The 20602-nt window shown below is 69.6% G+C and carries 19 protein-coding genes and 1 tRNA gene; 9 read left to right on the top strand and 11 right to left on the bottom strand.

Features of this window, described 5'->3' with window-relative positions; translation table 11 throughout:
* On the top strand, nucleotides 1-312 hold a 312-nt coding region (locus ACWGSR_RS36595), incomplete at its 5' end, for a transposase (RefSeq protein WP_453573549.1).
* Between the two features lie 137 nt (nucleotides 313-449).
* Here the strand turns inward: ACWGSR_RS36595 and ACWGSR_RS36590 are convergent.
* The gene (locus tag ACWGSR_RS36590) at nucleotides 450-800 is read right to left on the bottom strand and encodes a DoxX family protein (RefSeq protein ID WP_093878314.1); all 351 of its coding nucleotides are present in this window, start codon (nucleotides 798-800) and stop codon (nucleotides 450-452) included.
* A gap of 95 nt (nucleotides 801-895) precedes the next feature.
* Between ACWGSR_RS36590 and ACWGSR_RS36585 the strand changes: the two genes are divergently transcribed.
* Nucleotides 896-1327, top strand: a complete 432-nt coding sequence (locus tag ACWGSR_RS36585) for a winged helix-turn-helix transcriptional regulator (protein ID WP_453573546.1) — start codon at nucleotides 896-898, stop codon at nucleotides 1325-1327.
* A 131-nt stretch (nucleotides 1328-1458) separates the two neighbouring features.
* Here the strand turns inward: ACWGSR_RS36585 and ACWGSR_RS36580 are convergent, their stop codons facing one another.
* The gene (locus ACWGSR_RS36580) at nucleotides 1459-1872 is read right to left on the bottom strand and encodes an ATP-binding protein (protein WP_453573543.1); all 414 of its coding nucleotides are present in this window, start codon (nucleotides 1870-1872) and stop codon (nucleotides 1459-1461) included.
* A gap of 800 nt (nucleotides 1873-2672) precedes the next feature.
* Here ACWGSR_RS36580 and ACWGSR_RS36575 point away from each other — a divergent pair.
* Complete coding sequence (locus tag ACWGSR_RS36575; protein ID WP_453573540.1) at nucleotides 2673-3011, top strand: MerR family transcriptional regulator; 339 nt, start codon at nucleotides 2673-2675, stop codon at nucleotides 3009-3011.
* Between the two features lie 159 nt (nucleotides 3012-3170).
* Here the strand turns inward: ACWGSR_RS36575 and ACWGSR_RS36570 are convergent, their stop codons facing one another.
* The 3 genes from ACWGSR_RS36570 to ACWGSR_RS36560 all read right to left on the bottom strand — a co-directional run bounded on the left by ACWGSR_RS36570 (nucleotide 3171) and on the right by ACWGSR_RS36560 (nucleotide 4598).
* The gene (locus ACWGSR_RS36570) at nucleotides 3171-3614 is read right to left on the bottom strand and encodes a DUF2267 domain-containing protein (protein ID WP_453573537.1); all 444 of its coding nucleotides are present in this window, start codon (nucleotides 3612-3614) and stop codon (nucleotides 3171-3173) included.
* A gap of 53 nt (nucleotides 3615-3667) precedes the next feature.
* Nucleotides 3668-4063 (bottom strand): DUF2267 domain-containing protein, encoded by a 396-nt coding sequence (locus tag ACWGSR_RS36565; protein WP_453573534.1) that lies wholly within the window; start codon nucleotides 4061-4063, stop codon nucleotides 3668-3670.
* A gap of 103 nt (nucleotides 4064-4166) precedes the next feature.
* Nucleotides 4167-4598 carry an Hsp20/alpha crystallin family protein gene (locus ACWGSR_RS36560; protein WP_453573531.1) on the bottom strand — a complete coding sequence of 144 codons (432 nt, stop codon included), beginning with the start codon at nucleotides 4596-4598 and terminating at the stop codon, nucleotides 4167-4169.
* 128 nt (nucleotides 4599-4726) lie between these two features.
* On the opposite strand from ACWGSR_RS36560, the gene ACWGSR_RS36555 reads away from it, so the two are divergent.
* Nucleotides 4727-5359, top strand: a complete 633-nt coding sequence (locus ACWGSR_RS36555; protein ID WP_453573528.1) for a type III effector protein — start codon at nucleotides 4727-4729, stop codon at nucleotides 5357-5359.
* Between the two features lie 482 nt (nucleotides 5360-5841).
* Here the strand turns inward: ACWGSR_RS36555 and ACWGSR_RS36550 are convergent, their stop codons facing one another.
* Nucleotides 5842-6276 (bottom strand): chromate resistance protein ChrB domain-containing protein, encoded by a 435-nt coding sequence (locus ACWGSR_RS36550; protein ID WP_453573526.1) that lies wholly within the window; start codon nucleotides 6274-6276, stop codon nucleotides 5842-5844.
* On the bottom strand, nucleotides 6273-6758 hold the full coding sequence (locus ACWGSR_RS36545; RefSeq protein ID WP_453573523.1) for a Chromate resistance protein ChrB: 486 nt from the start codon (nucleotides 6756-6758) through the stop codon (nucleotides 6273-6275). Before ACWGSR_RS36545 ends, ACWGSR_RS36550 begins: the two co-directional genes overlap by 4 nt.
* A 215-nt stretch (nucleotides 6759-6973) precedes the next feature.
* Here ACWGSR_RS36545 and chrA point away from each other — a divergent pair, with 215 nt between their 5' ends.
* A complete protein-coding gene (chrA, locus tag ACWGSR_RS36540; protein ID WP_453573520.1) occupies nucleotides 6974-8383 on the top strand; it encodes a chromate efflux transporter in 1410 nt (469 codons plus the stop codon).
* Nucleotides 8384-8479: 96 nt separating this feature from the next.
* Here the strand turns inward: chrA and ACWGSR_RS36535 are convergent, their stop codons facing one another.
* Nucleotides 8480-9922, bottom strand: coding sequence for an ISL3 family transposase (locus ACWGSR_RS36535; protein WP_453573517.1), 1443 nt, complete (start codon nucleotides 9920-9922; stop codon nucleotides 8480-8482).
* A 309-nt stretch (nucleotides 9923-10231) separates the two neighbouring features.
* A complete protein-coding gene (locus tag ACWGSR_RS36530; protein WP_453573514.1) occupies nucleotides 10232-12316 on the bottom strand; it encodes a trypsin-like serine protease in 2085 nt (694 codons plus the stop codon).
* Between the two features lie 530 nt (nucleotides 12317-12846).
* On the opposite strand from ACWGSR_RS36530, the gene ACWGSR_RS36525 reads away from it, so the two are divergent.
* From ACWGSR_RS36525 to ACWGSR_RS36515, 3 genes are all read left to right on the top strand, one after another.
* Nucleotides 12847-16299: a colicin E3/pyocin S6 family cytotoxin gene (locus ACWGSR_RS36525; protein ID WP_453573511.1), complete on the top strand. Its 3453-nt coding sequence runs from the start codon at nucleotides 12847-12849 to the stop codon at nucleotides 16297-16299.
* A complete protein-coding gene (locus ACWGSR_RS36520; protein WP_030729456.1) occupies nucleotides 16296-16529 on the top strand; it encodes a DUF7683 domain-containing protein in 234 nt (77 codons plus the stop codon). The genes ACWGSR_RS36525 and ACWGSR_RS36520 overlap by 4 nt, the downstream gene beginning before the upstream one ends.
* 95 nt (nucleotides 16530-16624) lie before the next feature.
* Complete coding sequence (locus ACWGSR_RS36515; RefSeq protein ID WP_453573508.1) at nucleotides 16625-16771, top strand: hypothetical protein; 147 nt, start codon at nucleotides 16625-16627, stop codon at nucleotides 16769-16771.
* Between the two features lie 172 nt (nucleotides 16772-16943).
* On the opposite strand, the gene ACWGSR_RS36510 is transcribed toward ACWGSR_RS36515, so the two are convergent.
* Nucleotides 16944-19616 carry a Helicase associated domain protein gene (locus ACWGSR_RS36510; protein WP_453573505.1) on the bottom strand — a complete coding sequence of 891 codons (2673 nt, stop codon included), beginning with the start codon at nucleotides 19614-19616 and terminating at the stop codon, nucleotides 16944-16946.
* A gap of 36 nt (nucleotides 19617-19652) precedes the next feature.
* Nucleotides 19653-19865: a hypothetical protein gene (locus ACWGSR_RS36505; RefSeq protein ID WP_453573503.1), complete on the bottom strand. Its 213-nt coding sequence runs from the start codon at nucleotides 19863-19865 to the stop codon at nucleotides 19653-19655.
* Between the two features lie 92 nt (nucleotides 19866-19957).
* Between ACWGSR_RS36505 and ACWGSR_RS36500 the strand changes: the two genes are divergently transcribed.
* Nucleotides 19958-20042: transfer RNA gene (locus ACWGSR_RS36500), tRNA-OTHER, on the top strand.
* The last annotated feature ends 560 nt before the right edge of the window (nucleotides 20043-20602 follow it).

Here is a 20602-nt window from a genome sequence, read left to right as displayed (position 1 = left end):
AGGTGGACCTCGTGGTCGAAGTGGCCGGCCAGCCGGTCCAAGAAGGTCCGCGACTGGCTCGCCGCCCACCCCGACGACGTCGAGCTGCACTTCCTCCCCGCCTACTCACCCGAGCTGAACCCCGACGAGCTGGCGGGCGCCGACCTCAAGCACAGCCTGCCCCGGCAGCACCGAGCCCGCGATCAAGCCGAACTCGCCGCCGAAACCCGCCGCTTCTTCCGCCGGCGCCAGCGCCAGCTGCACATAGTCCGCGGCTACTTCGGCGGCCCACACGTCCGCTACGTCCTGGACGAGGACCCCATGAGTTTCTGATCAATATGCTGTGGCCCACGGCCACCGGCTGATCTTCGTTTGTCGATACAACTCACGATGATCAACGGTGGCCGTCCTCATCGGAGACCGGCTTCACTCCGCACGATCAAGGCGGGCGTCAGACCGGCTGTCCGCTGTCAGAGGGTGGCAGCACGCAATGTGATCAGGGCGACGGAGGCCATGGTGAGGACCACCGCCGGAGACGCGCCCTTGCGGTCGCCGACGCGCAGGTGGAAGGCGACCGCCCCAGCGAAATAGAGCGCCAGGCCGATTGCGGCGGCGATTCCGACGGGTCCCCACCAGAGCCCGGCGATCACACCGGCCGCGCCCGCGATCTGAGCGCCGATCAGGAAAGCCATCATGCCCTGCGGCACTCCGAGGGTGGACATCTGCTCGGTGATGTGCCGCGTCCGCAGAGACTTGGCCCCGGCCGATACCAGGAGAAGCGCCGACATGAACACGGTGACGACGGCAAGGGAGACGAACATGCCTGAAACCTCAATCGTGCGAGATGCGGGTAAGGGGCGTGCGCACCTTGACGACGATAGGCGGCCGTCAGGTACCTCTAGGTAACCTTCGGGGCATGAGCCTGCGACCCGGAATTGCCTTCCTCGCCGACTGTCCCGCTCTCCTGGCCATGGAGATCATCGCCAGCAAGTGGTCCATGGTCACGCTCTTCGCGCTGACCGACGGCCCGTTGCGCCACGGCGAGCTGGTCGAGCTGAGCGGTGGCATTTCGCGCAAGGTACTGACCCAGACGTTGCGCCGGCTCCAGGCCAACGGGCTCGTAGAGCGGCACGCGTACGCCGAGGCGCCGCCGCGCGTGGAGTACAGCCTGACCGATCTCGGGCGAACCCTGGAGGAGCCCATCAGGATGCTCACCGCATGGGCGCGGGAGAACGGCGAGGCGGTCGTCACCTTCCGGGAAGCAGCCCAGGCGGCCAGGACCGTCGAGGCGGATCAGGCGACCTTGGTGAAGCCTCCTCATATCGATGAGAACCCGAGCCGTTTCTGATCAATAAGACGTCGGGCATGAAGTTATTTACCGGCAGGCCCTTGCTCCGGGAAAGGTTCGTTTCTGCGAAACGGTCCGGCCGTCGGGGGAGGGCCGGACCGCAGGGCGTTCGAGGTTTCGGCCGGATCGGTCTATGGCACCGAGGCGTCCTGGCACTGCCGGGTGAGGATTGCGCTGACCGTCTTGCCGCCGGACGGCCGGCGGATGACCGAGGTGGTGCGGGCGAGGCGGTTGACCATGGGCCAGCCGAAGCCTCCGGTGCCGCCGTTCAGGTCAGGGGTGCGCATGCGCGGCACCTGCGGGTTGTGGTCGTGCACAGCCACCTCGATGCTGTCCGGGCGTGCGGTCAGGTCCAGGGTGTAGTCGCCGCCGCCATGGCGCAGGGCGTTGGTGACGAGCTCGGAGACGACCAGGATCACGGTCTCGGCAACCCCGGCCGGGATCGGGTCTGCGAGATCCGCGAGGAAGCGCCGGGCGCTATCGCGTGCAACGGCGACGGACATCGTGGAGCGCGCGGATGCGACAGTGACGCTCATCGAGTCCATCAGGCCGCCCTGGTCCGCATCGTCACACCCTGTTGCCTACACGGCGCTTATGCCCGGGCGGTGGTCCGCCAACCCTGGCCCATCACTGTTCGAGTGCGATTACCTCATCGCCGAACACGCGAAAATCTATGTCGGCCAGAGTAGACATTGAGTGGTGGCCTGGTTATGTTTTCTCTCGTAACCCAGGAAGTCAGTAGGGCCTGGCAGAGACGAACTGCCGGCCAGTGGTACCCGCGGTTGCGGGTGGCAGGACGGTGCGGTGGCGGAGTGTCGAAGCCAGGTTGTTGCAGGACGGCGACGGGACTGGCGACCGGACCGGGTGGCCCGCAGTGATCAGGGGCCGCCGTGAGCAGTACCGCAGTTAACGCAGTGTCCCGGTGAAGGCGTCGGCTGCGGGCGCGCGCACCGGGAAGTTCGGCAGTGGGGTCCTGACCCAGAGCAGACGCAGGACGGGCGACGGGGCCGGCTGCCGAAGGGTGGCGCTGTCACAGGCCGCTGAGCAGTTCGCAGTACCAGCAGTATGCAGTTGATCACCGAGGAAGAACGGAGGAGCCAGGCGCCATCAGGATCGCCCGGGCGGAAGTCCTGAGCCCGGGTACCGCAGGACATCGATAGTGAGGTGGTCTCCGGTCAAGCAACCGCGATCCCCGCACACCCGACAGCATTCCCGTCGGGTCGGCGGAAACAGAACGCCGGCCAAGTACCAGGGCCGGCAGATGGTGTAGTTCCTTCGGGGCCCTGGTGTCGTACGACACCAGGGCCCCTCAAGCGTGTTCCATGAGCTTCACAAGAGAGGTGTAATGACAGCAGACGACTCCTTCGGCCGTCTCGACGACGACGACTACCCCGCCTACACCATGGGCCGGGCCGCCGAGATGCTCGGCACCACCCAGGGCTTCCTCCGCGCCATCGGCGAAGCCCGCCTGATCACGCCGCTCCGCTCCGCGGGCGGGCACCGCCGCTACTCTCGCTACCAGCTGCGCATCGCCGCCCGGGCCCAGGAGCTCGTCGACCACGGGACCCCGATCGAGGCCGCCTGCCGCATCGTCATCCTCGAAGACCAGCTTGAAGAAGCCCAGCGCATCCACGCCGAATACCGCCGCGCCGCCGAGTCATCCGCTCCGCCGGCCTCAGCCTGAGACGGCGAAGACCTGCAACTACTCAAGGCGCCCGCACAGATCTGCCCGGGACGCCGAAGCGTCCCGGGCAACGTCGTCTCCACCATGGCTCTGCCCCCTGCGGGGCGCGGGCCGTGCGCTGTCTTCCAACCCTCCCTGGCGCGGAAGGGCACGAACCGATTACGCGGCCGGGGCGAGTTCGGCCTGGCCGAACAGCAGGGCCCAGCCGGTGGGGAGCTGGTTCAGGATGCGGGTGACCAGGTCCGGGCCTGCGTGGGCGGCAACCGCGGCGAAAACGGAGCCGGTGTCCCAGCGGGTGGTGGCCGGGGAGGCGCCGGTACGGGCGGCGAGGTCCTTGACGAAGGCCCAGCCGCTCAGTGGCCGGGTGTCGGGAACCTGCGTGGTCAGGATGCGTGCGGCCTCCAGGGGGAGGCAGGCGGCCAGGTCGACGCGTTCGTCGCCGGTCAGCTGGCGTCCCAGCCCGGCAAGGACTAGACGGACGGCTTCTTCGGCCCTTTCGCGGGTGGGGTAGGCGCCTTCGTAGCGGACCTTCTCCAGCATCTGCTCATACGCCGTCGAGTACGGCTGCCGGTGCTCAAGCGGTACGCGTACGTCGGTGATCACTGCGGTGCATGCCTTTCATAGAACGGTGCGGGTGTGTGGCACCGGGGTAGGGGTCAGGTGGGCTGGGGGCGGCCGAAGAGGAGGTCGTAGCCCGCGGGGAGCTGGAGCAGGATCTGTCCCAGCAGGTCGTCGCCCGCGGCGTCGGCGGCCGTGGAGAGGACGGCGCTGACGTCCCAGGTCGCGGTCTGCTCGGTGGCGCCCTCGATCCAGGCCGCGGTCGCCCGGACGAACCGCTCCGGGGACAGCGGTTCGGCGCTCTGCAGCGGGTTGACCAGGATCAGGGCGAAGCTCTCCGGCAAGCGGGCTGCGAGCCGCGCGCGGACGTCGCCGACCAGGTGGGCGCCGAGCAGAGCGAGCACCACGCGGGCCGCGCGCTCGGCTTCCTCCACCGTGCCGTACTTGCCGCGTTCCTTGACGTGGTCGAGGAACGCTTCGCGTCGCAGGGTCATCTCGGCCGCCACCCCTTCGTGGTCTTGGGACTGCCCGTAGGGGTGCGGAGGGCGGGTGAGGGGGAAATCAGGTTTCCCGTCCTCCGCACCGGTCCGGCTGGTGTCAGCCGGAGATCTCCTTGTGGCCGGTCCCGATGCCGACGGAGATCTTGCGGGGCTTGGCACGTTCGGCGATCGGGATGCGCAGGGTGAGCACGCCCGCGTCGTAGTGGGCCTTGATGTGCTCGGTGTCGAGGGTGTCGGCGAGCACGATCTGGCGGGAGAAGACGCCCAGCGGCCGCTCGGACAGTTCCATCTGCACGTCATCGGCCTTCGCCACCGGCCGGCGCTCGGCCTTGACGGTGAGCATGTTGCGCTCGACGTCGATGTCGATCGCGTCCGCGGCGACGCCGGGCAGGTCGAAGGCCACCACGTACTGGTCGCCCTCGCGGTAGGCGTCCATCGGCATGAGGGAAGGGCGGGACCAGGTACCCGGCCCTATCAGCTGCTGCGTCAGCCGGTCCAGCTCGCGGAAGGGGTCAGTGCGCATCAACATCGGGAAAACACCTCCAGCAGGTTCAGGCAGATACTGCCAATGCGCCTCACTGACACCGTTGTAACATGTCATCCAATGGATGACAAACACGATGTCGTCAGCACGATGACAACCCTAGGGAGGTGCTCATGACCCCGGCCGACCAGCCGTCCCCGTCCCGCCCCGGCGCCCACAGCCCGGCGTCGTTCCTCGCCGCCGCGGCGGCCCTGCACGCCATCGATGGCGCCCTGCGCACCGCCCGGCACGAGCTCCCCACTGCCCCCGAGGGCGCCGGGCCGGGCCCGGAGCAGGCCCTGGCCTCCTTGCTGCTGCTGCGGCAGGTCCGCGAGCAGCTCGCCGTATGGGAGACCGGCCTGATCGAAACCGCCCGCGACGCGGGCGCCAGCTGGGCCGACCTCGCCCCGCCCCTGGGTGTCGCCAGCCGCCAGGCCGCCGAGCGCCGCTACCTGCGCGGCCGCCCCGGCCCGGCCGGAACCACCGGCGAACAGCGCGTGACGGCCACCCGCCGGGCCCGCGCCGCCGACCGCACCACCACCGCCTGGGCCCGCGCGAACGCGGCCGACCTGCGCCGTCTCGCCGGCCAGATCACCGCACTCACCGACCTACCCGCTGCCGCCCACCACCCGGTCAGCGAGCTCCACGCGGCCCTCGCCCATGACGATCCCGCCGACCTCATCGCCCCCCTGACCGCCACCCGCCCCCACTTGGCCGCCGCCCACCCCGACCTAACCGCCCGGCTCGACACCCTCACACCCCCCTGACCCCGCCCCGCACACCGACCGGCAGCAGGAACGCCAAGGACCTGGACGGGTACGTCGCCACCACGGGCGCCCTGGTCCACAAGTGGCACAGCGAGCAGATCGGCACCCCGGCTCCCCTCTTCGGCAGACCGGCCATCCCCGCACCCGCCGAAGAGGGCAAGGCCCTGGAGGCCCTCGCGTAGGCGGAGCGGCATGTAGATTCCCGAAGGTCGTGTCGTCTCGTATCGCTCTGATCTGTGGTTTTACATTTGGATCCCGCAGCCGTGTTACACCCCTCTGTCCCGCGGAGCTGTCGATTTCCCCGGGTGTGTCCTTGACGTTTAGTTGGTGGGCAGCGGCGGGCTCCAGTACTCGCTCTGTGCAATTCTTCGCCTGGCGGTGCTCGGCGTAGTCGTCTGACTCCGTCTTGTTCACGAACGTCGCCGGGGTGGTCTGATCTCGCGCACGGGAGAGCCGCTCGGCCGGAGCGGTAGTCTAGGGGGTCAGGCGGGTTCGCGGCCCAAGGCGGTGGCGCGCTGGTAGTACTCGTAGAGACCGTCGAAGACGGGGCCTGCGATGGCCATGGTGCGGGTGTCGTCGCCGGTCATGGACAGGCCGCGCAGGACGACGTCGAGGCCGGGGGCTTCGGGGGCGTGGAAGCGTTCGTCGTCGATGTCGGCTTCGTGGACGATCTGCGCGATGCGCCGTAGTGCGGGGTCGTCGGTGAGGTGGTGGACGCGCAGGATGGTCTCGAAGCTGCAGTCGCCGTGGTGGTGGCCGAGTTCGGCGCCGCGCATGTCGAAGGGGGTGGCGTCGTCCGGGACGCGGGTGGGGTCGGTGACGAAGACGAACTCGGCGTCGGGGTCGATGAAGCGGCCGATCAGCCAGGCGCAGGCGGCGCGGTCGATGTGGATGCCGGCGCGGGTGGCCCACTTCATGGGGTGCTCTCTTCCGTGGTGTTGGCGGGGTGCAGGGCCTCCACGGCCTTCTCGGCAGTGTGGCGGTCGGGCGGTGGGAAGTAGTCGCGGCGCTGGATGCGGCGCAGTTCGGCGCGGAGCTTGGTCAGCGCGCGCCGCCGTTCGGCGTCGTCCGTGTCGCGGGCGGCTTCGGCCTGGGCCAGGACCTGCTGGTACTCGGCTGTCCGGGCCTGGGTCATGTCCGCCACGAGCTGGTGTTCGTGGCCTGCGGCGGCCGGGTGGGCGATCCACACGGTGGCACTGCCGCCGGAGTCGGTGACCTCCTCGGCAATCCACTCCAGCTGTTCCTGGGTGCGGGCGTCGGCAGGCAGTGCTACCAGGCCGTCGCTGATCTGTCCGACGCCCAGGCGCTTGAGCTTGCGCCACACCGTGATGCGCGGGGTGGAGGGCTCCCGTGGGAGGCGGTAGGAGAGCAGCGCCCACTGCCGCTCGGGCCCGTTCACGCGCGGTTTCCCGGCCGGTCTGCTGCGGCCGCGGTCCGAGGCTGCAACGAGCTGTTCATGTCCATCCCCCGAGACCTCCCTTCCAACGACTCGAAGTGTGATGTAACCATGGTTACACAACAGTGGGCGGGGGTGGAGCTACGCGGTCGCGTACGCCCGAGCCGTCCGGGCCACCGCCGTCTCGTACGGCTTCATTAGGACGAAAGAGAGTGCCGGTGACCGCCACCGACCAGCCTCCGAGCCCCCCGGGCAAAGCCGATCAAGCCCCAGCCGGTGGCGATGTCATTCCGCTGCGGCAGGCGGCCCGGGCGTGGTTCGCGATCTCCTGGCAGACCTTCGGAGGGCCGGCCGGGCAGATCGCGGTGATGCAGCGGGCCCTGGTGGAGGACAAACGCTGGATCGGCCAGCAGCGGTTCAACCACGCCCTGAGCTACTGCATGCTCCTGCCGGGCCCTGAGGCCCAGCAGCTCGCGATCTACACCGGCTGGCTCCTCAACGGCACCCGCGGCGGCCTGATCGCCGGCACTCTCTTCGTCCTGCCCGGAGTCCTGGCCCTGCTCGCCCTGTCCGCCCTCTACGTCGCCTTCGGCTCGTCCACGGCCCTCATCGGCGTCTTCGCCGGCCTTGCGCCCGCGGTGGTCGCCATCGTCGTCCAGGCCGTCTCCCGGGTTGCCAAGCGCTCCCTGACGCACCCGCTCCTGATCGCGCTCGCCGCCGTGTCCTTCGCGGCGCTGGCGCTGTTCTCGGTGCCGTTCCCGGCCGTTATCGCGGCCGCCGCCTTCGCCGGGTGGCTCATCGGCCGCTATAAGCCCGACGCCCTGAAGCCCCCGGCGGGGTACGGATCCGGTGACGGGCCGGTGCCACTGATTCCGGACGATGCGCTCCACCACGAGCAGCCCAGCCGCCGCCGCACGTGGCGCATCCTGGCGGCCGGTCTGCTGCTGTGGGCCGTGCCGGTGGCCGCCGTCGCCCTGCTGACGGGCACCGGCAGCGTGTTCACCACGCAAGGGCTGTTCTTCTCCGGCACCGCCCTGGTGACCTTCGGCGGCGCCTACGCGGTCCTGGCCTTCGTTGCCCAGCAGGCCGTGCAGACCTACGGCTGGCTCAGCGCGAAGGAGATGGTCAGCGGCCTGGCCTTGGCCGAGACGACCCCCGGGCCGCTGATCATGGTGGTGCAGTTCGTCGCGTTCCTCGGCGCCTATCGCGACCCCGGCAGCCTCGACCCCTGGGCGGCGGCCCTGCTGGGCGCCCTGCTCACCACGTGGGTGACCTTCGTGCCGTGCTTCCTGTTCATCTTCCTCGGCGCCCCCTACATCGAGCGCCTGCGCGGCAACCGCCGGATCTCCGCCGCCCTGACCGGGATCACGGCGGCCGTCGTCGGCGTCATCGCCAACCTCGCCCTCTACTTCGCCGAACACGCCCTTTTCACAGACGTCGACGACAAGAGCTTCGGCCCGCTGCACCTCTCCCTGCCCGACCTGACCACCCTGCGCCCCACGGCCCTGGCGATCACCGTGATCGCGGTGCTGCTGATCTTCAAGCTTCGCTGGAGCGTCCTGCGCACCCTCGGAATCTGTGCCGCTGTCGGACTGGGCGCCGCCCTCACCGGCCTCCCCGGCATCTGAGACACCTTCTCCCTAGGCTGAGCGATCATGGCTGCCTCGGCAGGTCTGTAAATCGTTCGGCTCTGTCCCGTAATCGGTGGTAACGAAGAGTGGCGGTCAGTGCAGGAGGATGTGTTGGCGGAGGAGGTCGAAGCCAGCCTGTCCGTGCATCTGCCTCATGATTCGTTTGGTGCGGGTGTTGGTGCCTTCGGTTCGGCCGTTGTGGTGCGGGAGGGTGAGGCCGGCGTCGACGGCTGCGCGGTCGAGTTCGAGACCGTTCGTAAAGGCGTGGAGGTAGGGCAGCTGGGCCGTGCGGACGCCAACGATCCACGCGGTGAGCTCGGCGAGGAGGCTTGTGTCCTTGTCCCGGAGGTGGTCGGGGTGGGTGAGCAGGAGGCGGGTCAGCCGTCGTGGGGTGGTGACGGGCCGCTCGCCTTCTGCGCGGCCCTGGGTGATGTAGCGGTAGAGGAGGTTGAAGCTGCCGGTGTAGCCCTGTTCCTGGATCTCCCGGAACAGCTGTTTCACGGAGACGGCGGGGTCGGCCGCCCGGCGTTCGCGCAGGTGGTCGCGGTAGGGGTCGACGAGGGTGGGCCGGTAGCGCGGTGCCCGGCGCAGGGCTTCGGGTTCGCGGGTGCGTGCATAGCGCTTGATGGTGTTGAGGGACAGGTTCAGGCGGCGGGCGCATTCGAGCAGGCCGACGCCCTTGCCGAGGAGGTCGTGGATCTGGTGCCAGCGTTCGCGGGTGGTCTGCTCGTGGACGCCGGCCGGGCGGGGCTGGTTCGCGGTGGCCCAGCAGGCGCTGTGGGAGCGGACCTCGGCCAGGGTCTTCTCGCAGAGGTTCTTCCACAGGTGCCAGCGGTCGCTGACCTGCACCGCAGCTGGCAGGGCTCGGCGCACGGTCTCCCCGTAGGCGCCGGAGCCATCACGGCAGACGATCTCGACGCCGGGGTGCTCGCGCAGCCACCGCTCCAGGGCGTCGGCGCCGCGGCCCGGGAGTACGTCGATGCGTTCGCTGGTCTCGGCATCGATCAGGACAGTCGCGTAGCGGTGGCGGCGCTTGAGCGCGAAGTCGTCGACGCCGAGGACCCGTGGCACCCGCACCACGGGCAAGGGAAGGCGGGTCAGCAGCCGCAGGGCTGTCGAGCGGGATATCGCCGCAGCCAGAACACGGGAGAGGCGGGCGCCCGCCCGGCCCGCTGACTCCTTCACCACAGAGCCGAGCTGGTCGGCGAGGCGGCGTGTGCGCCGCTGATAGCGTTCGATCAGGCCGGGGACCTGTTCACGGAACGTCTGCCGGGGGCAGCCCAGGACCGGGCAGACCAGGCGCCGGACCTGCACAAATACCAAGACCCGCCTGCCATCCGCCGACACGTCCGCGATGGTACGTCGGTGGACGCCGTGTACCCGGCCCGTCGGCTGCCCGCACACCGGGCACTGCACTGGCTCGTCCTGGGTTCGGGCCGACACCCGGATGACCTCGCCCTCGTCTGCCACATCCTCGATGACCAGCGACGCGAGTCCCGAAAACACCACACCCACAAGCTCGTTGACATCTCGCATGCAACGTCAACGACGCCCGTCACTCTTAGTTACCACCGATTACGGGACAGAGCCGTTCGATTGACAGACCCGGATGTGGCTGGCCATCCAGGCGTTGACGGTGACGTTGACGATAGCGCTGTGGAGGTCGCCGCCGCTCTCCTCTAGGGCGTCGGGGGAGACCCCCGAGGATGAGCATCAGATCCACTGGCGGCATCGGCGCGCCACCTGGACCGCCGGTTCGAGGTACCGCCAGTCGGAGCGCCCCTGAACGCGAGGTGGCCCCGGAGCCGAGATGGCTTCCGGGGCCACCTGGTGGGGCGGGGTCGATCAGAGGGTTCCGGCGATGGCCGTGGCGCCTACGGCGCCGGTGACGCCCTGGGTGGTGACCGTGACGGTCGGGTTCCAGGTACGGTCGGCGTGGCGGATGGTGTGCAGGAACTTGCCGTCAGCGGTGGTGGCGGTGAGCTGGAACTCACCGTCGACGTGGGCGGCGCCGAGGGACTTGACGGTCACCGTGCCGAGGTAGTCCTTCAGGTCTCCGAAGCCAGCCCAGGTGCGGTCCGCCTTGCGAATGGCGTGGTACTGACGGCTTCCGTTGTCGGTGGCGATGACGATCTGCGCGTCGCCGCCGGTGCCCGCCATGCTCACGGCGTTGATGGGGCCGGTGGTGCCGGCGGCCTTGGAGACATCGCCCCAGGTGGCCCAGTGGCCGGTGGTGGCACGGACGGTGTGGTACGCCTTGCCGTTGCTGACCGCGATGACCTGGAGTTCGCCGCCGACGCTGGCGGTGGCTGCGGCGGTTACGGTGCCGATTGCTCCGGCGGCGCCGGCGAGGTTGCCGAAGGGGCTCCAGTGGCCGGCCGCGGTGCGCAGGGTGTGGAAGACCTTGCCGTCGGCGACCGCCACGATGTGGAGGTCGGCGCCGATGGAGACTGCCGACACCTGCGTGACGCTGCCCAGCACGCCGGCGACCGAGCCGACGTCTCCGAAGTTCAGCCAACTGCCGTCGGCTTTGCGGATGGTGTGGTGAATGCGGCCGTCGCCGCCGAGGGCCACGACGTGGGTGTCGGCGTTGATGCCGGCGGCCGCGACGGAGCGGACGCCACCGATGTTGCCGGCCTTGGACTGGACGTCGGTGAAGCCGGTCCAGGTGCCGTCGGCAAGGCGGATGCCCTGGTAGAGGTTGGCGCCGCCCTGGAGGAGCACTTCGGTCTTCCAACCGGGGGCCAGGGCGCGGACCTGCTGGATCCAGTCGCGCGCGTTGTCGAGGCGGGTCTGGTGGACACCGGTGGTGCCGGTGCCGCCGTCGAAGCAGTCGGCCTGGCCGGAGCGGCTGCCGAGCGCCACGAGTGCGGGCTTGCCGTTTTCTGTGCGCAGGGTGGGACCGCCGGCGTCGCCCTTGCAGACGGTGGTGTCGGCAGGGGCCTTGGCGGTGAGGTTCACGCCGGATTCGGCGATGGCGGCGACGGTGAACGATGCAGAGTGGAGCTTGGTGGGGCTCCACTCGGTCTTGGTCCGGCCGAAGCCGGCGAAGGTCAGTTCCTCGTTCGCGGTGGGCGTGGCGGACGAGACCGTCACGGGGGTGACGCCGGTGGCAGGTTGGGCCAGACGGGCCATGACGAGGTCTCGGTCGGCATGGGGGACGAGTTCGTCGATGTCGCTGGTGTGGCCGCCCGAGGTGGCGAGGTCGGTCCGTCCGACTGTGACGGTCGTCTTTTCCTTTGGTGCGCCCGCGGTGACGGTGTTGTTCTCGGCCGGCTTGTCAGCGAAGCAGCTCTTCGCGGTGATCACCCAGCGGGGATCCACCAGCGCAGCGGAGCAGGACTTGGTGTCGCCGATGGTCAGCTTGCCGGTGAAGGCCAGCGTGGCATCGCCGGTGGGCGCCGGCGGTGTCGTCGAGCCGGAGCCGGTGACGCGGATCTCGACGAGGGTGCTGCGGGGCCCGCCGACCAGGCCTTCGCCGACGCTTGCGTAGCCGTCTTTGGCGAGGGTGACTGTCTTGGTCTGGCCGTCGGCGGTGAGATTGGCGCTCAGGGGCTGATCGGCCGCGTCGATGGCGAAGACGCGGGGCAGCTCCAGCGTGAGCACGCCGGTGGCGGCGCGGGAAGCGAAGCAGTAGGTGCCTGCGCGGCCCGCCGAGGCGTCCTCGACCGTCATGACGCGGATCTGCTTGGCGGTTGCGTTGCATTCGGCCAGCGTGATGTTGCCGTCGCCGCGGAGCAGCTTGATGCCCTTGTCCGTCAGGATCTGGGCAGCTCCTGGGTAGGCGCCGTCCTCGACGGTGAACGGAAGTCCGGGTGTGCCGGGCGTTGACGGGGGCGCTTCCGAGGCTACGGCGTAGGTGCCGATCGAGGCACTGAGCGCGGCGACGGCCACGGAGGTGATGGCCAGTTGGCTGGCACGAGAGAGCACCGGCGGAGGTCCTTCCGAAGGCGGCACGAGAGGGCCGTGAGATGAGTGGGACGCCGACTCAGCCTTGACCAAGTAAGAGGCTGGTAAAGACGCATCAGCAAAAGTCGTCGCAACGACAGTTGGTGTCAAATGAAAGTTGCGTGATAATGATCACGGTCTCGCAGGGGCAACCTTTCTGTCATCTGGCCCCTCACTCAACGGAACCGTGCAGGTCGAGATTTCGATCGCCAGAAGCCGGCTGAATGCACCTTGAGGGCTGTGGCAAGATCCCGGCGTTGGGGGAAGGTTGCCGGATCTGGCGAGTGTGATCTCGTTTGCCGTTCACGTTTGTGATGACACGCGGTGTGCCGTCCGTACGCGGCATCGCAGCCGACCCTTCGCGCCCATGACGATCGCGATGTCTCACGGCATCAGAAGATGAGATGAGTTGAGGTGCCTTGAGGCGAAGAATCCGCCACCACTCCACGACCGTCGGGAGGGTCGGTCGCACGCTGAACGGGCTGAGTTTGGCCTTGCTTCCCCCCGCTCTCATGGTGGGTCTGCTCGGTTCCACCCCCGTCCACGCCACGGAAGGGACGGGAGCGGACGCCCCGACGAGCCCCGTTCCCGCCACGGACCGGGGTCGGGTCGTCGAGCTGTGGAAGACCGGTGGGCCGGGCGTAAAGGCCGCGGCCGAAGTGGCACTGACCGGCAGCGACGAGCAGGTCCAGCGCTTCCTCGCCCAAGCCGAGGGGGAGATCGCCCAGGACAACCGCGTGGCCACCGCGCAGATAGCCAGTGTGGGCGGGCTGAGTCTGATCGAAGCCGCCCGCAACGCCCTGGCGGGACCCAAGGAAGGCATCGCCGCATTCCTCAAGGAGGGCTGGAAGGCCCCGCTCGCGCAGGACCAGCGGGTCCGCGTGGCGCAGATCGTGGACACGGCCGGCCCCATCGTCCAAGAGGAGGGACGAGCCGCCCTCAAGAGCGGCAAGCCGGAAGACATCAAGGCGTTCCTCGACAAGGGCCAGTACGACTGGCGCGAGCAGGACGAACGCGTTCAGCTGGCGCAGATACTCAGCGTCGGGGGCCCCAACATCCGAGCCGCCGGACGTATCGCGCTTCAGGGGTCGGCCGCCGACATCAGCGAGTTTCTCCAGGTCGGGCAGCACACCGCCCGCAACCGCGACCAGGAACACGCCACTGTCGCCGAACTCGCCGCGCAGGCTCGCGAGGCCGGACGTCAGGCCAAGGCCGAGAAGGACGCCGCCAAGGACGCCTCCGACCGCGCGGTCAAGGCCTCCGAACTCGCCAAGGCCGCGGCACTGACGGCTGCCGAGGAAACCCGGCTGGCCAAGGACGACTCCCAGCGGGCCGCCGCCGCCGCCTCCCGCGCCGCCTCTGCCGCCGGACAGGCTGCCGAAGCGGCTCAGAAGGCCATCAGCGCCGCACGCGCCGCCAACAACTCCGCGCGCATCGCCTCCAACGCTGCCGCCCAGGCAGCGGCCGCAGCCGCAGGCGCCGCACAGGCAGCGTCCCGCGCCCGCGGTGCCGCCGCGGCTGCCGCAACCGACCAGGGCAACGCCGCCGCGGCGCGCAAGGCGGCTGAGGACGCGCGCACCGCCGCCGCCGGTGCCGAGCAAGCTGCCGACGCCGCCGATCAGGCGACCATCGCCGCCGGTGCAGCCGGCGACGCCGCCCGGTCCGCCGCGAGCGCGGGCATCAACGCCACGGCCGCCGCCGACGCCGCCACCGCGGCCAGCGGGCACGCCGACGCCGCCGGAGTCCACTCCGCCGCCGCGGCCGCCGCCGCCGCCGCGGCCCGCCGTCAGGCCGCCGAAGCCACCCGCGCGGCGAACGCCGCCGAGGCCCTCGCCCGCAAGGCCGCCAAAGCCGCAGGCGAAGCCCGTGACGCGGCACGATCGGCCGCGACGCACGCACGTAACGCCGCGAAGGCCGCCGACGAGGCCGCCGAACAGGCGGGCAATGCGGCCACCGCCGCGAACGAGTCCACCGCACACGCGAACGCTGCCAAGACGGCCGCCGACACGGCGACCGCCGCAGTCGCCAAGGCCAAGGAAACCTACGACATCGCCCGCCAGGTCGAGGCCGAGGAACTCGCAGCCCGCACCACCACCGGCATCGAACAGGCACAGAACCTCAAGGCTCAGGAAACCCACCGCAAGGCCGCTCAAGCCAACGTCCTCAAGCAGGCCAAGGACGTCGAAATCGAGTTCACGAGACTGGCCGGGGAGGTGGCCAAGCCCGGAGCCGACACGAAGGCCCTCGCCACCGCCGGCCGCAAGGCCGCCGTCACCGCGATGAAGGTACGCGGCCCCTGGGGCCGGACCTCCGCCCAGGTCGCCCTCGCCGGCTCCGACATCTTGATGCTCGAGTACATTCGCACCGGCTGGACCCGCGCCCTCCACGACGACGAGCGCACCGACGTCGAGCGCCTGGCACTCGACTCGCCGTCCGGCAAGATCCGCACCGGCGCCGCTGCCGCACTTAAGGGAGACGCCGCGCAGATCGGCACCTTCCTCAACCAGGGCCAGTACGAGGTCGCCACCGAGGAGATCCGGGTCTACATCGCCCAGGCCATCTCAAACGGCGGACCGGTGCTGCAGGAACGCGGCCGCGCCGCCCTCCTGTCGAACAACCTGGACAAGTACAAGGCCTTCATCATCGACGGCCAGCACGAGGCCCGCCGTGAGGACGACCGAGTCAAGGCGGCCCAGCTGAGGGATAGCGGCGGCCCTGAGGCCAAGGCCGCCGCCCGCATTGCACTCGAAGGGCCCACCGACCTGCTGCACGCGTTCATCCAGAGCGGGCGGCTCAAGGCCGACCGCAAGGACCAGCTGACGGCCGTACACGTCGCGCGGGTCCAAGAGCTGATCTCCGAGGCGTCGGTCGTCGCAGCCACCGCGCAGAAGGACGCGGCGGAAGCGGGCCGGGTGGCCGCGGTCGCCCGCAAGGCGCAGAGCGAGGCCGAGGCCTACGCCAAGCAAGCCGCCGCATCCGCCACCGAGGCGAACAAGTACGCTCAGCAGGCAGCGGCCTCCGCCAACGAAGCCCAGGGCTACGCCGCCAAGGCCGCGGCATCCGCCAAGGCTGCGCGGGCCGCCGAAGCCGACGCCCTCGCCGCCGCGACCAGGGCCGTCGAGTCCGCGACCGCCGCCCAGGGATCGGCCCAGTACGCACGCGTCGAGGCGGAATCCGCCTGGACCGCCGCCAACCAGGCTCGTGAGTCGGCCGGTGCCGCGGGCAAGGATGCCCTTGCCGCCGAGGTCGCCGCGGCCGACGCCTTCGTCATCAAGGCCGAGAAGTACCGCATCGAGGAAGCGGAGTTCCGCGCCATCGAGCAGGAGTGGCGCGAGGCGGAAGCCGCAGGCGACACCGCCGAAGCCGAGAAAGACGAGGGCTGGGTCCCCGACTGGCTCCAGGAGAAGGCCCGAACGGTCGGCATCTACGCGACCGAGATTCTCACCGACACCGACTTGCTGGTCGGTGCCTTCGAAACCGCAGCCGGAATCTTCCTCATCGAGGCGGGTGTCGGGGGCATCGCAGCAGGCGGCGTCGTCTGCATCGGCGGCGTCACCTGCGTGGTTGGAGCCCCGGCCATCGCGATCAGTGCAGCCGGCGTCGGTACCGGCGCGGTCATGGTGGGAGACGGCCTCGGCCGCATCAATGAAGGCCTCGGCACGGCACTGCGGAACGCAAAGAATCGAAGCAACGCCTCTCAGAAGGTCGTCACCGGCCCGGCTCCGACTCCCAAAAACCTTCCGGCGTTCCCGGGCGCGAAGCGAGCCAAGTCCAAGACGCCTGTTCAGGGCGGCGGCGGTCTCCGCGCTCGCTGGAAGGACGCGAAGGGCAACATCTACGAGCACGACCGTCAGCACGACACAGTGGAGAAGTACGACAAGAACGGAAAGCATGTGGGCGAGTACGACTACAACACGGGCGACCAAACCAAGCCGAAGGACCCCACTCGGAAGGTGGAGAAATGACGTTCCTGATCGCCAGGTACGAAAAGGACTCCGACCTCACGGATATCCGCTGGGACGTGACCCATCTCGGAGCTCCGGCGCTCCGGAAAGTCTTTGGGGTAGAACCGGGGGGCGACATCGGTGACGTCTATCGCATCACGACGGAACATGCCGCTACCCTGACGGAGCTCACAACCATCGCTTTCGACCTGGACACCTACGAGTACTACCTCGAGCCCGAGGCCGACTGACGACACGCAGGCCAACCGGGTCCGGACCACTTGGTCCGGGCCCGGATTCGTCACACAGCCCGGACCGACTCCTGGGCGGCCCGCTCGCCGGCCGCGTGCTGGAAACCACCGACGCCCCGTGGCACGGTGACTGGCTCACCGCTGGCGACGCCGACTGGGGCCTGTATGTTCCTGTGGACCGGCACCCGGCGACCGGCATCGTTCTGGCGGAGGCCCAGGTGAACATCCCGCGCTGCCGGTAGCCGACCCTGGGCTTGCTGCTGCAACACGCGATCCGCGTTGCACCTCTGACCTGCGGTGACAGCAACTGAAGTCCGTCCAGGACCGCTGTTGCACCACCGTGTTGCAGCGTCCAGACGCACGAGACCCCGGGACCACGCGGCCTCGTACACTCCGGCTCAGCGCCGAACTGGGTCAAGCCCAGTCGACGCCGAGTTTCGCGAGGGCGGCGTGCTGGTCGGCGGTGAGCTTGTCGCGTCGGCTCTTGGTGTTGGAGACCCACACGCCGAGCTTCACGATCACAGGATCCGCCTCGCCCTCGACCGCGACCTCCTCGCCATGGGCGCGGGGGACCGGCCGGTGGGCGCCTTCCCGCTCCACCCACTGCGTGAGCGCCGCCAGTCCCCGCTGGAAGGCCTGCTGTGCCTTGCCGGGGCCCTTCGTCGTGCGTGCGGTTGCCGGGGCGGGAGACGGGGTCTGGACGGGCTGCACGCCCAGCTTCGCCAGCCGTTCCTGCTGCTCGGGCAGAAGTTGCGCCCAGGTGCCCGGGTCTTTCTGCCGCTTCAGCCACCGTCCGATGTCGTCGCCCTCGAACAGCACCCCGGGCTGGATCTCGGGCAGGCTGCCGTCGGCGTCGACCAGGTCGGCGAGGACGCGGTAGTGCCGTTGCCAGTCGAGTGGCCACGGGCAGTCCCAGTCCTCGTCGATCGCGGTCAGCTGCGCCGCGCGCTCCGCCGCCCGGTCCGGGTCCTTGCCCAGGCCGTTCTTCGCGCCTTTGCGGCGGAGGTTGGCCATGTGCTGGCCGATGGGCGCCATGGCGTCGTCCTCGCCCCACGTGGCGTCTTGCCGGGGGGCGAGGTGGCCGGTGGCCCGCCGGTACGACCGGAGCACGGCGAGCTTGGCCTCCCACGCCTCCTCGCCGGGCTCCCAGACCATCCCGGCTTCCGCCGCGTCCAGGAGGACCTTGCGCCGGTCCTCGAGTTCGCCGGCGCGCAGGGCCTTGCGCTGCTGGTACACCCACCGTCCGAGCGGGAACGCCTTGGTGACGCCGACCTCGACTTCCACGTCGTACGGGACGGTGTGCAGGCTGGTGACGTTGTTCTCGGCCCGCCAGCGCAGCAGTGCCTGGTAGCCCTCCAACCACACCAGGGATTCGGGCCGGTAGACGCGGGTGCGCAGGAACGCGGCGATGGTGCTGGCGTCCCGGGGAGAGGAGAAGTGCAGCAGGGCCGACTCGGCCGCCGCGTCGGTGTCCTCGTCGTGCTCCTGGTCCTCGCCATCCCCGCCGGCCCCGACGATCCGCCCGTCCTCGTCGCGCTGGACGTGCAGCTTGCGCTTGCCGTTGGTGAGGGCGCGGGAGGCGAGCTGCTCGACGAGACGGTCGTCATGACTGCGGAGGCCCTGGAGGACGGCTACAAGGGGGCGGAAACTGGCGCTGGCGACCATGTCGGTCGGATCCTCGTTCGGCTCCAGGAAGACCGGCACGATGATCCTGGCGATCTTCGTGCTGCCATCCTTGTTGAGCCGGAGTGCCCGTCCGATGTTCTGCACGATCTCGACCTGGGAGCCGCGGGTGTCGGCGAAGCAGATCGAGTCGACTCCCCGTTCGCCGGTGATGTCCACGCCCTCCCCGAGCACGCGCACGCTGGCCAGGAACGCCCGGGGCACCCGGCGCCCGGCCGCGTCGATGCCGTTCGCGAACTGCTGCAGGACCTCGCGCCGCTCGGTGACGAGGTGGTCGCCGCACAGCCACGCCGACCACACGCGGTCCGGCGGGACGTGACGGCCGGCCTCCAGCTCGTAGAACTCCGCGTCGATCGACGACGGGGGCAGCTTCTCCGCGGCCGCCAGGTCCTCGTCCGTGGCGTCGTTGACGTACAGCGCGGCTGCCGTCTCGGGCAGCTTCTCCGCGAACGCGGCGGCTTCCTCCACCTTCTGGTGGAACGTCATGACCGTACGCAGGTTGTACGCGGCGGCGTGCTCCAGGAGCGCGGTCTGCAGGAGCGCCAGGCGCCGACCGCGCCGTGCTTCCTCGGACTCGCCGAGGACGGGGGAGGGGTCGCGGATCTCCAGGACGTCGATCTCGAATCCGGCAAGGATTTCGCGCTCGATCGCCTCCGAGAGTCCGAGTTCTGCGATCCACGCGCCATAGGTCCCGTTCGGGTCGTCGGCCATGGTCGCCAGCTCCACCTCCTGGCCGTCCACGCCCTTCTGGGGCCGGGGCGCGGCGAGGATGCGCGGGGTCGCGGTCAGGTAGAGCCGGAAGTCCGCAGGGATCCGCTGGTTGTCGTGGATCGCCGCCCACGGACGCCCAAGATCACCAGCGGTTCCGTGGGCCTCGTCCACGATGGCGAGGTCGAAGCCGTCCATGCGCTGGCCGTAGAGCCGCTCCCCGCCCGCCAGAGCGGCCTCCAGCGGCCCGCGAACCTTCCGCCGACCCTCGGGCGCGTCAACGTCCTCGCGGTCCACGAGCGAGGTGTACGTGGCGAACACGACGACCGGCCCGGACCCCACCCACAGGGCGAGCTGGATCGGGTTGGTGGTGGTCCGTACCTCCAGTCCGTTCAGGACTGGGTCGTTCTCCAGCGAGCACACCGCCACCATCGTCGCGGCGTGGCCCACCGCCCGCCAGGCCTGGGCGGTCTGCACGAGGAGGTCCAGGGTCGGGACGGTGACGAGGATCCGGCCGTCCGCGAAGCTCTCCAAGGCGCACGCGGCGGCCATGATCGTTTTGCCGGATCCGGTCGCGGACACGATCGTGCCCCGTACTCCCTGCGGGGGCACCGATGATCTTACAGGGAATCCCACCCACTTCCGGAACGCGTTTCGCTGGGTTACCTGGTGTTCCTTAAGCGGAATCGCCGACATTTCCTTGCCTCCCCGAGAGCTGAATTTCTGTGTTTTTCAGACGGCCGTGTGCGGCGTGCAGGCCACGCTGGAGTCGTTCCAGATCGACACACCGGCCTTGTGCCAACCGCCGGGCTCCCCGCCCTTGAAGGGCGGCTTGTCGTCCGGGTCGTAGTGCCCGGCCTCGCGCGTGCAGACGAGGACGTCCCCGTCGCCGTTCACCGTCCGGGCCGTGCACAGACCGTCGGCCTCGCCCAGGGCCTCCAGCACCCGGCGCCGCGCCGTGGTGTGCGGGCGTGTGAACGGAGCATCACCTGTAAAAAGGAAGGCTTCGCCAGCTGGAGTACGGATACGCTGTGTCCGGCCACGCGTCGTCCAGCGGCCCAGGACACCGCACTCGGGTTCGCCCCGATGCGGAAACCCCGGTTCGAATCCGGGTGCTGGCCAACCCTGCCCGGCTTACGACCGCCACGCCCGTGTCCCCGCCGTCTGGTACTACGTCACCCAGTCCAGAGAATCTTCGCTCAAGACGGGATCGGGTCCAGTAGATTCTGGGTGACCGGTTATCTGCGATCGTTCCTCTCGGAATCAGAGAAGGCTCTCGGGTGGTTGGCGGGTGTCCCGTGTTTCCGCCAACGGTACATGGTGCATCTCATGAATGCCCCGCTACGTCGGAAGCCACACGAACGCGCGCCCCCACCCCTCGTAGCCAGCCAGGCCCGCGTCAGCGGGCCCAAATGGTTCTGGAGGCACAGCCGGAAGGACCGTTGAGGCGGGGGAGCGCAGCGGACCCGCCGGCCCCGGGTTGAAGCGAAGCGGAAACCCGCTCACCAAGGCGAAAACTAAAAGCCCTGGAAGCGCAGCGAACAGGGCCTCACCTCCCCTGCGCAGCAGGGGAGGTGAGTGGCTCGCGCAGCGAGCCACCAGCGCTCACGCGGAGCGGGAGCGCAACCACCGCGCGCAGCGCGGTGGTTCGCTTTCCCATCGCGCAGCGATGGGGTACCCGC

The organism is Streptomyces sp. NPDC055632 (genome assembly GCF_053618675.1).
This window is presented reverse-complemented; position numbering and strand designations above follow the sequence as displayed.

Excerpts from the sequence above, each read along its gene's own strand:
- ACWGSR_RS36590 (WP_093878314.1), bottom strand. The coding sequence starts at position 800 with ATGTTCGTCTCCCTTGCCGTCGTCACCGTGTTCATGTCGGCGCTTCTC.
- ACWGSR_RS36585 (WP_453573546.1), top strand. The coding sequence starts at position 896 with ATGAGCCTGCGACCCGGAATTGCCTTCCTCGCCGACTGTCCCGCTCTC.
- ACWGSR_RS36580 (WP_453573543.1), bottom strand. The coding sequence starts at position 1,872 with ATGGACTCGATGAGCGTCACTGTCGCATCCGCGCGCTCCACGATGTCC.
- ACWGSR_RS36575 (WP_453573540.1), top strand. The coding sequence starts at position 2,673 with ATGACAGCAGACGACTCCTTCGGCCGTCTCGACGACGACGACTACCCC.
- ACWGSR_RS36565 (WP_453573534.1), bottom strand. The coding sequence starts at position 4,063 with ATGACCCTGCGACGCGAAGCGTTCCTCGACCACGTCAAGGAACGCGGC.
- ACWGSR_RS36560 (WP_453573531.1), bottom strand. The coding sequence starts at position 4,598 with ATGTTGATGCGCACTGACCCCTTCCGCGAGCTGGACCGGCTGACGCAG.
- ACWGSR_RS36555 (WP_453573528.1), top strand. The coding sequence starts at position 4,727 with ATGACCCCGGCCGACCAGCCGTCCCCGTCCCGCCCCGGCGCCCACAGC.
- ACWGSR_RS36550 (WP_453573526.1), bottom strand. The coding sequence starts at position 6,276 with ATGAAGTGGGCCACCCGCGCCGGCATCCACATCGACCGCGCCGCCTGC.
- ACWGSR_RS36535 (WP_453573517.1), bottom strand. The coding sequence starts at position 9,922 with ATGCGAGATGTCAACGAGCTTGTGGGTGTGGTGTTTTCGGGACTCGCG.
- ACWGSR_RS36525 (WP_453573511.1), top strand. The coding sequence starts at position 12,847 with ATGGTGGGTCTGCTCGGTTCCACCCCCGTCCACGCCACGGAAGGGACG.
- ACWGSR_RS36520 (WP_030729456.1), top strand. The coding sequence starts at position 16,296 with ATGACGTTCCTGATCGCCAGGTACGAAAAGGACTCCGACCTCACGGAT.
- ACWGSR_RS36510 (WP_453573505.1), bottom strand. The coding sequence starts at position 19,616 with ATGTCGGCGATTCCGCTTAAGGAACACCAGGTAACCCAGCGAAACGCG.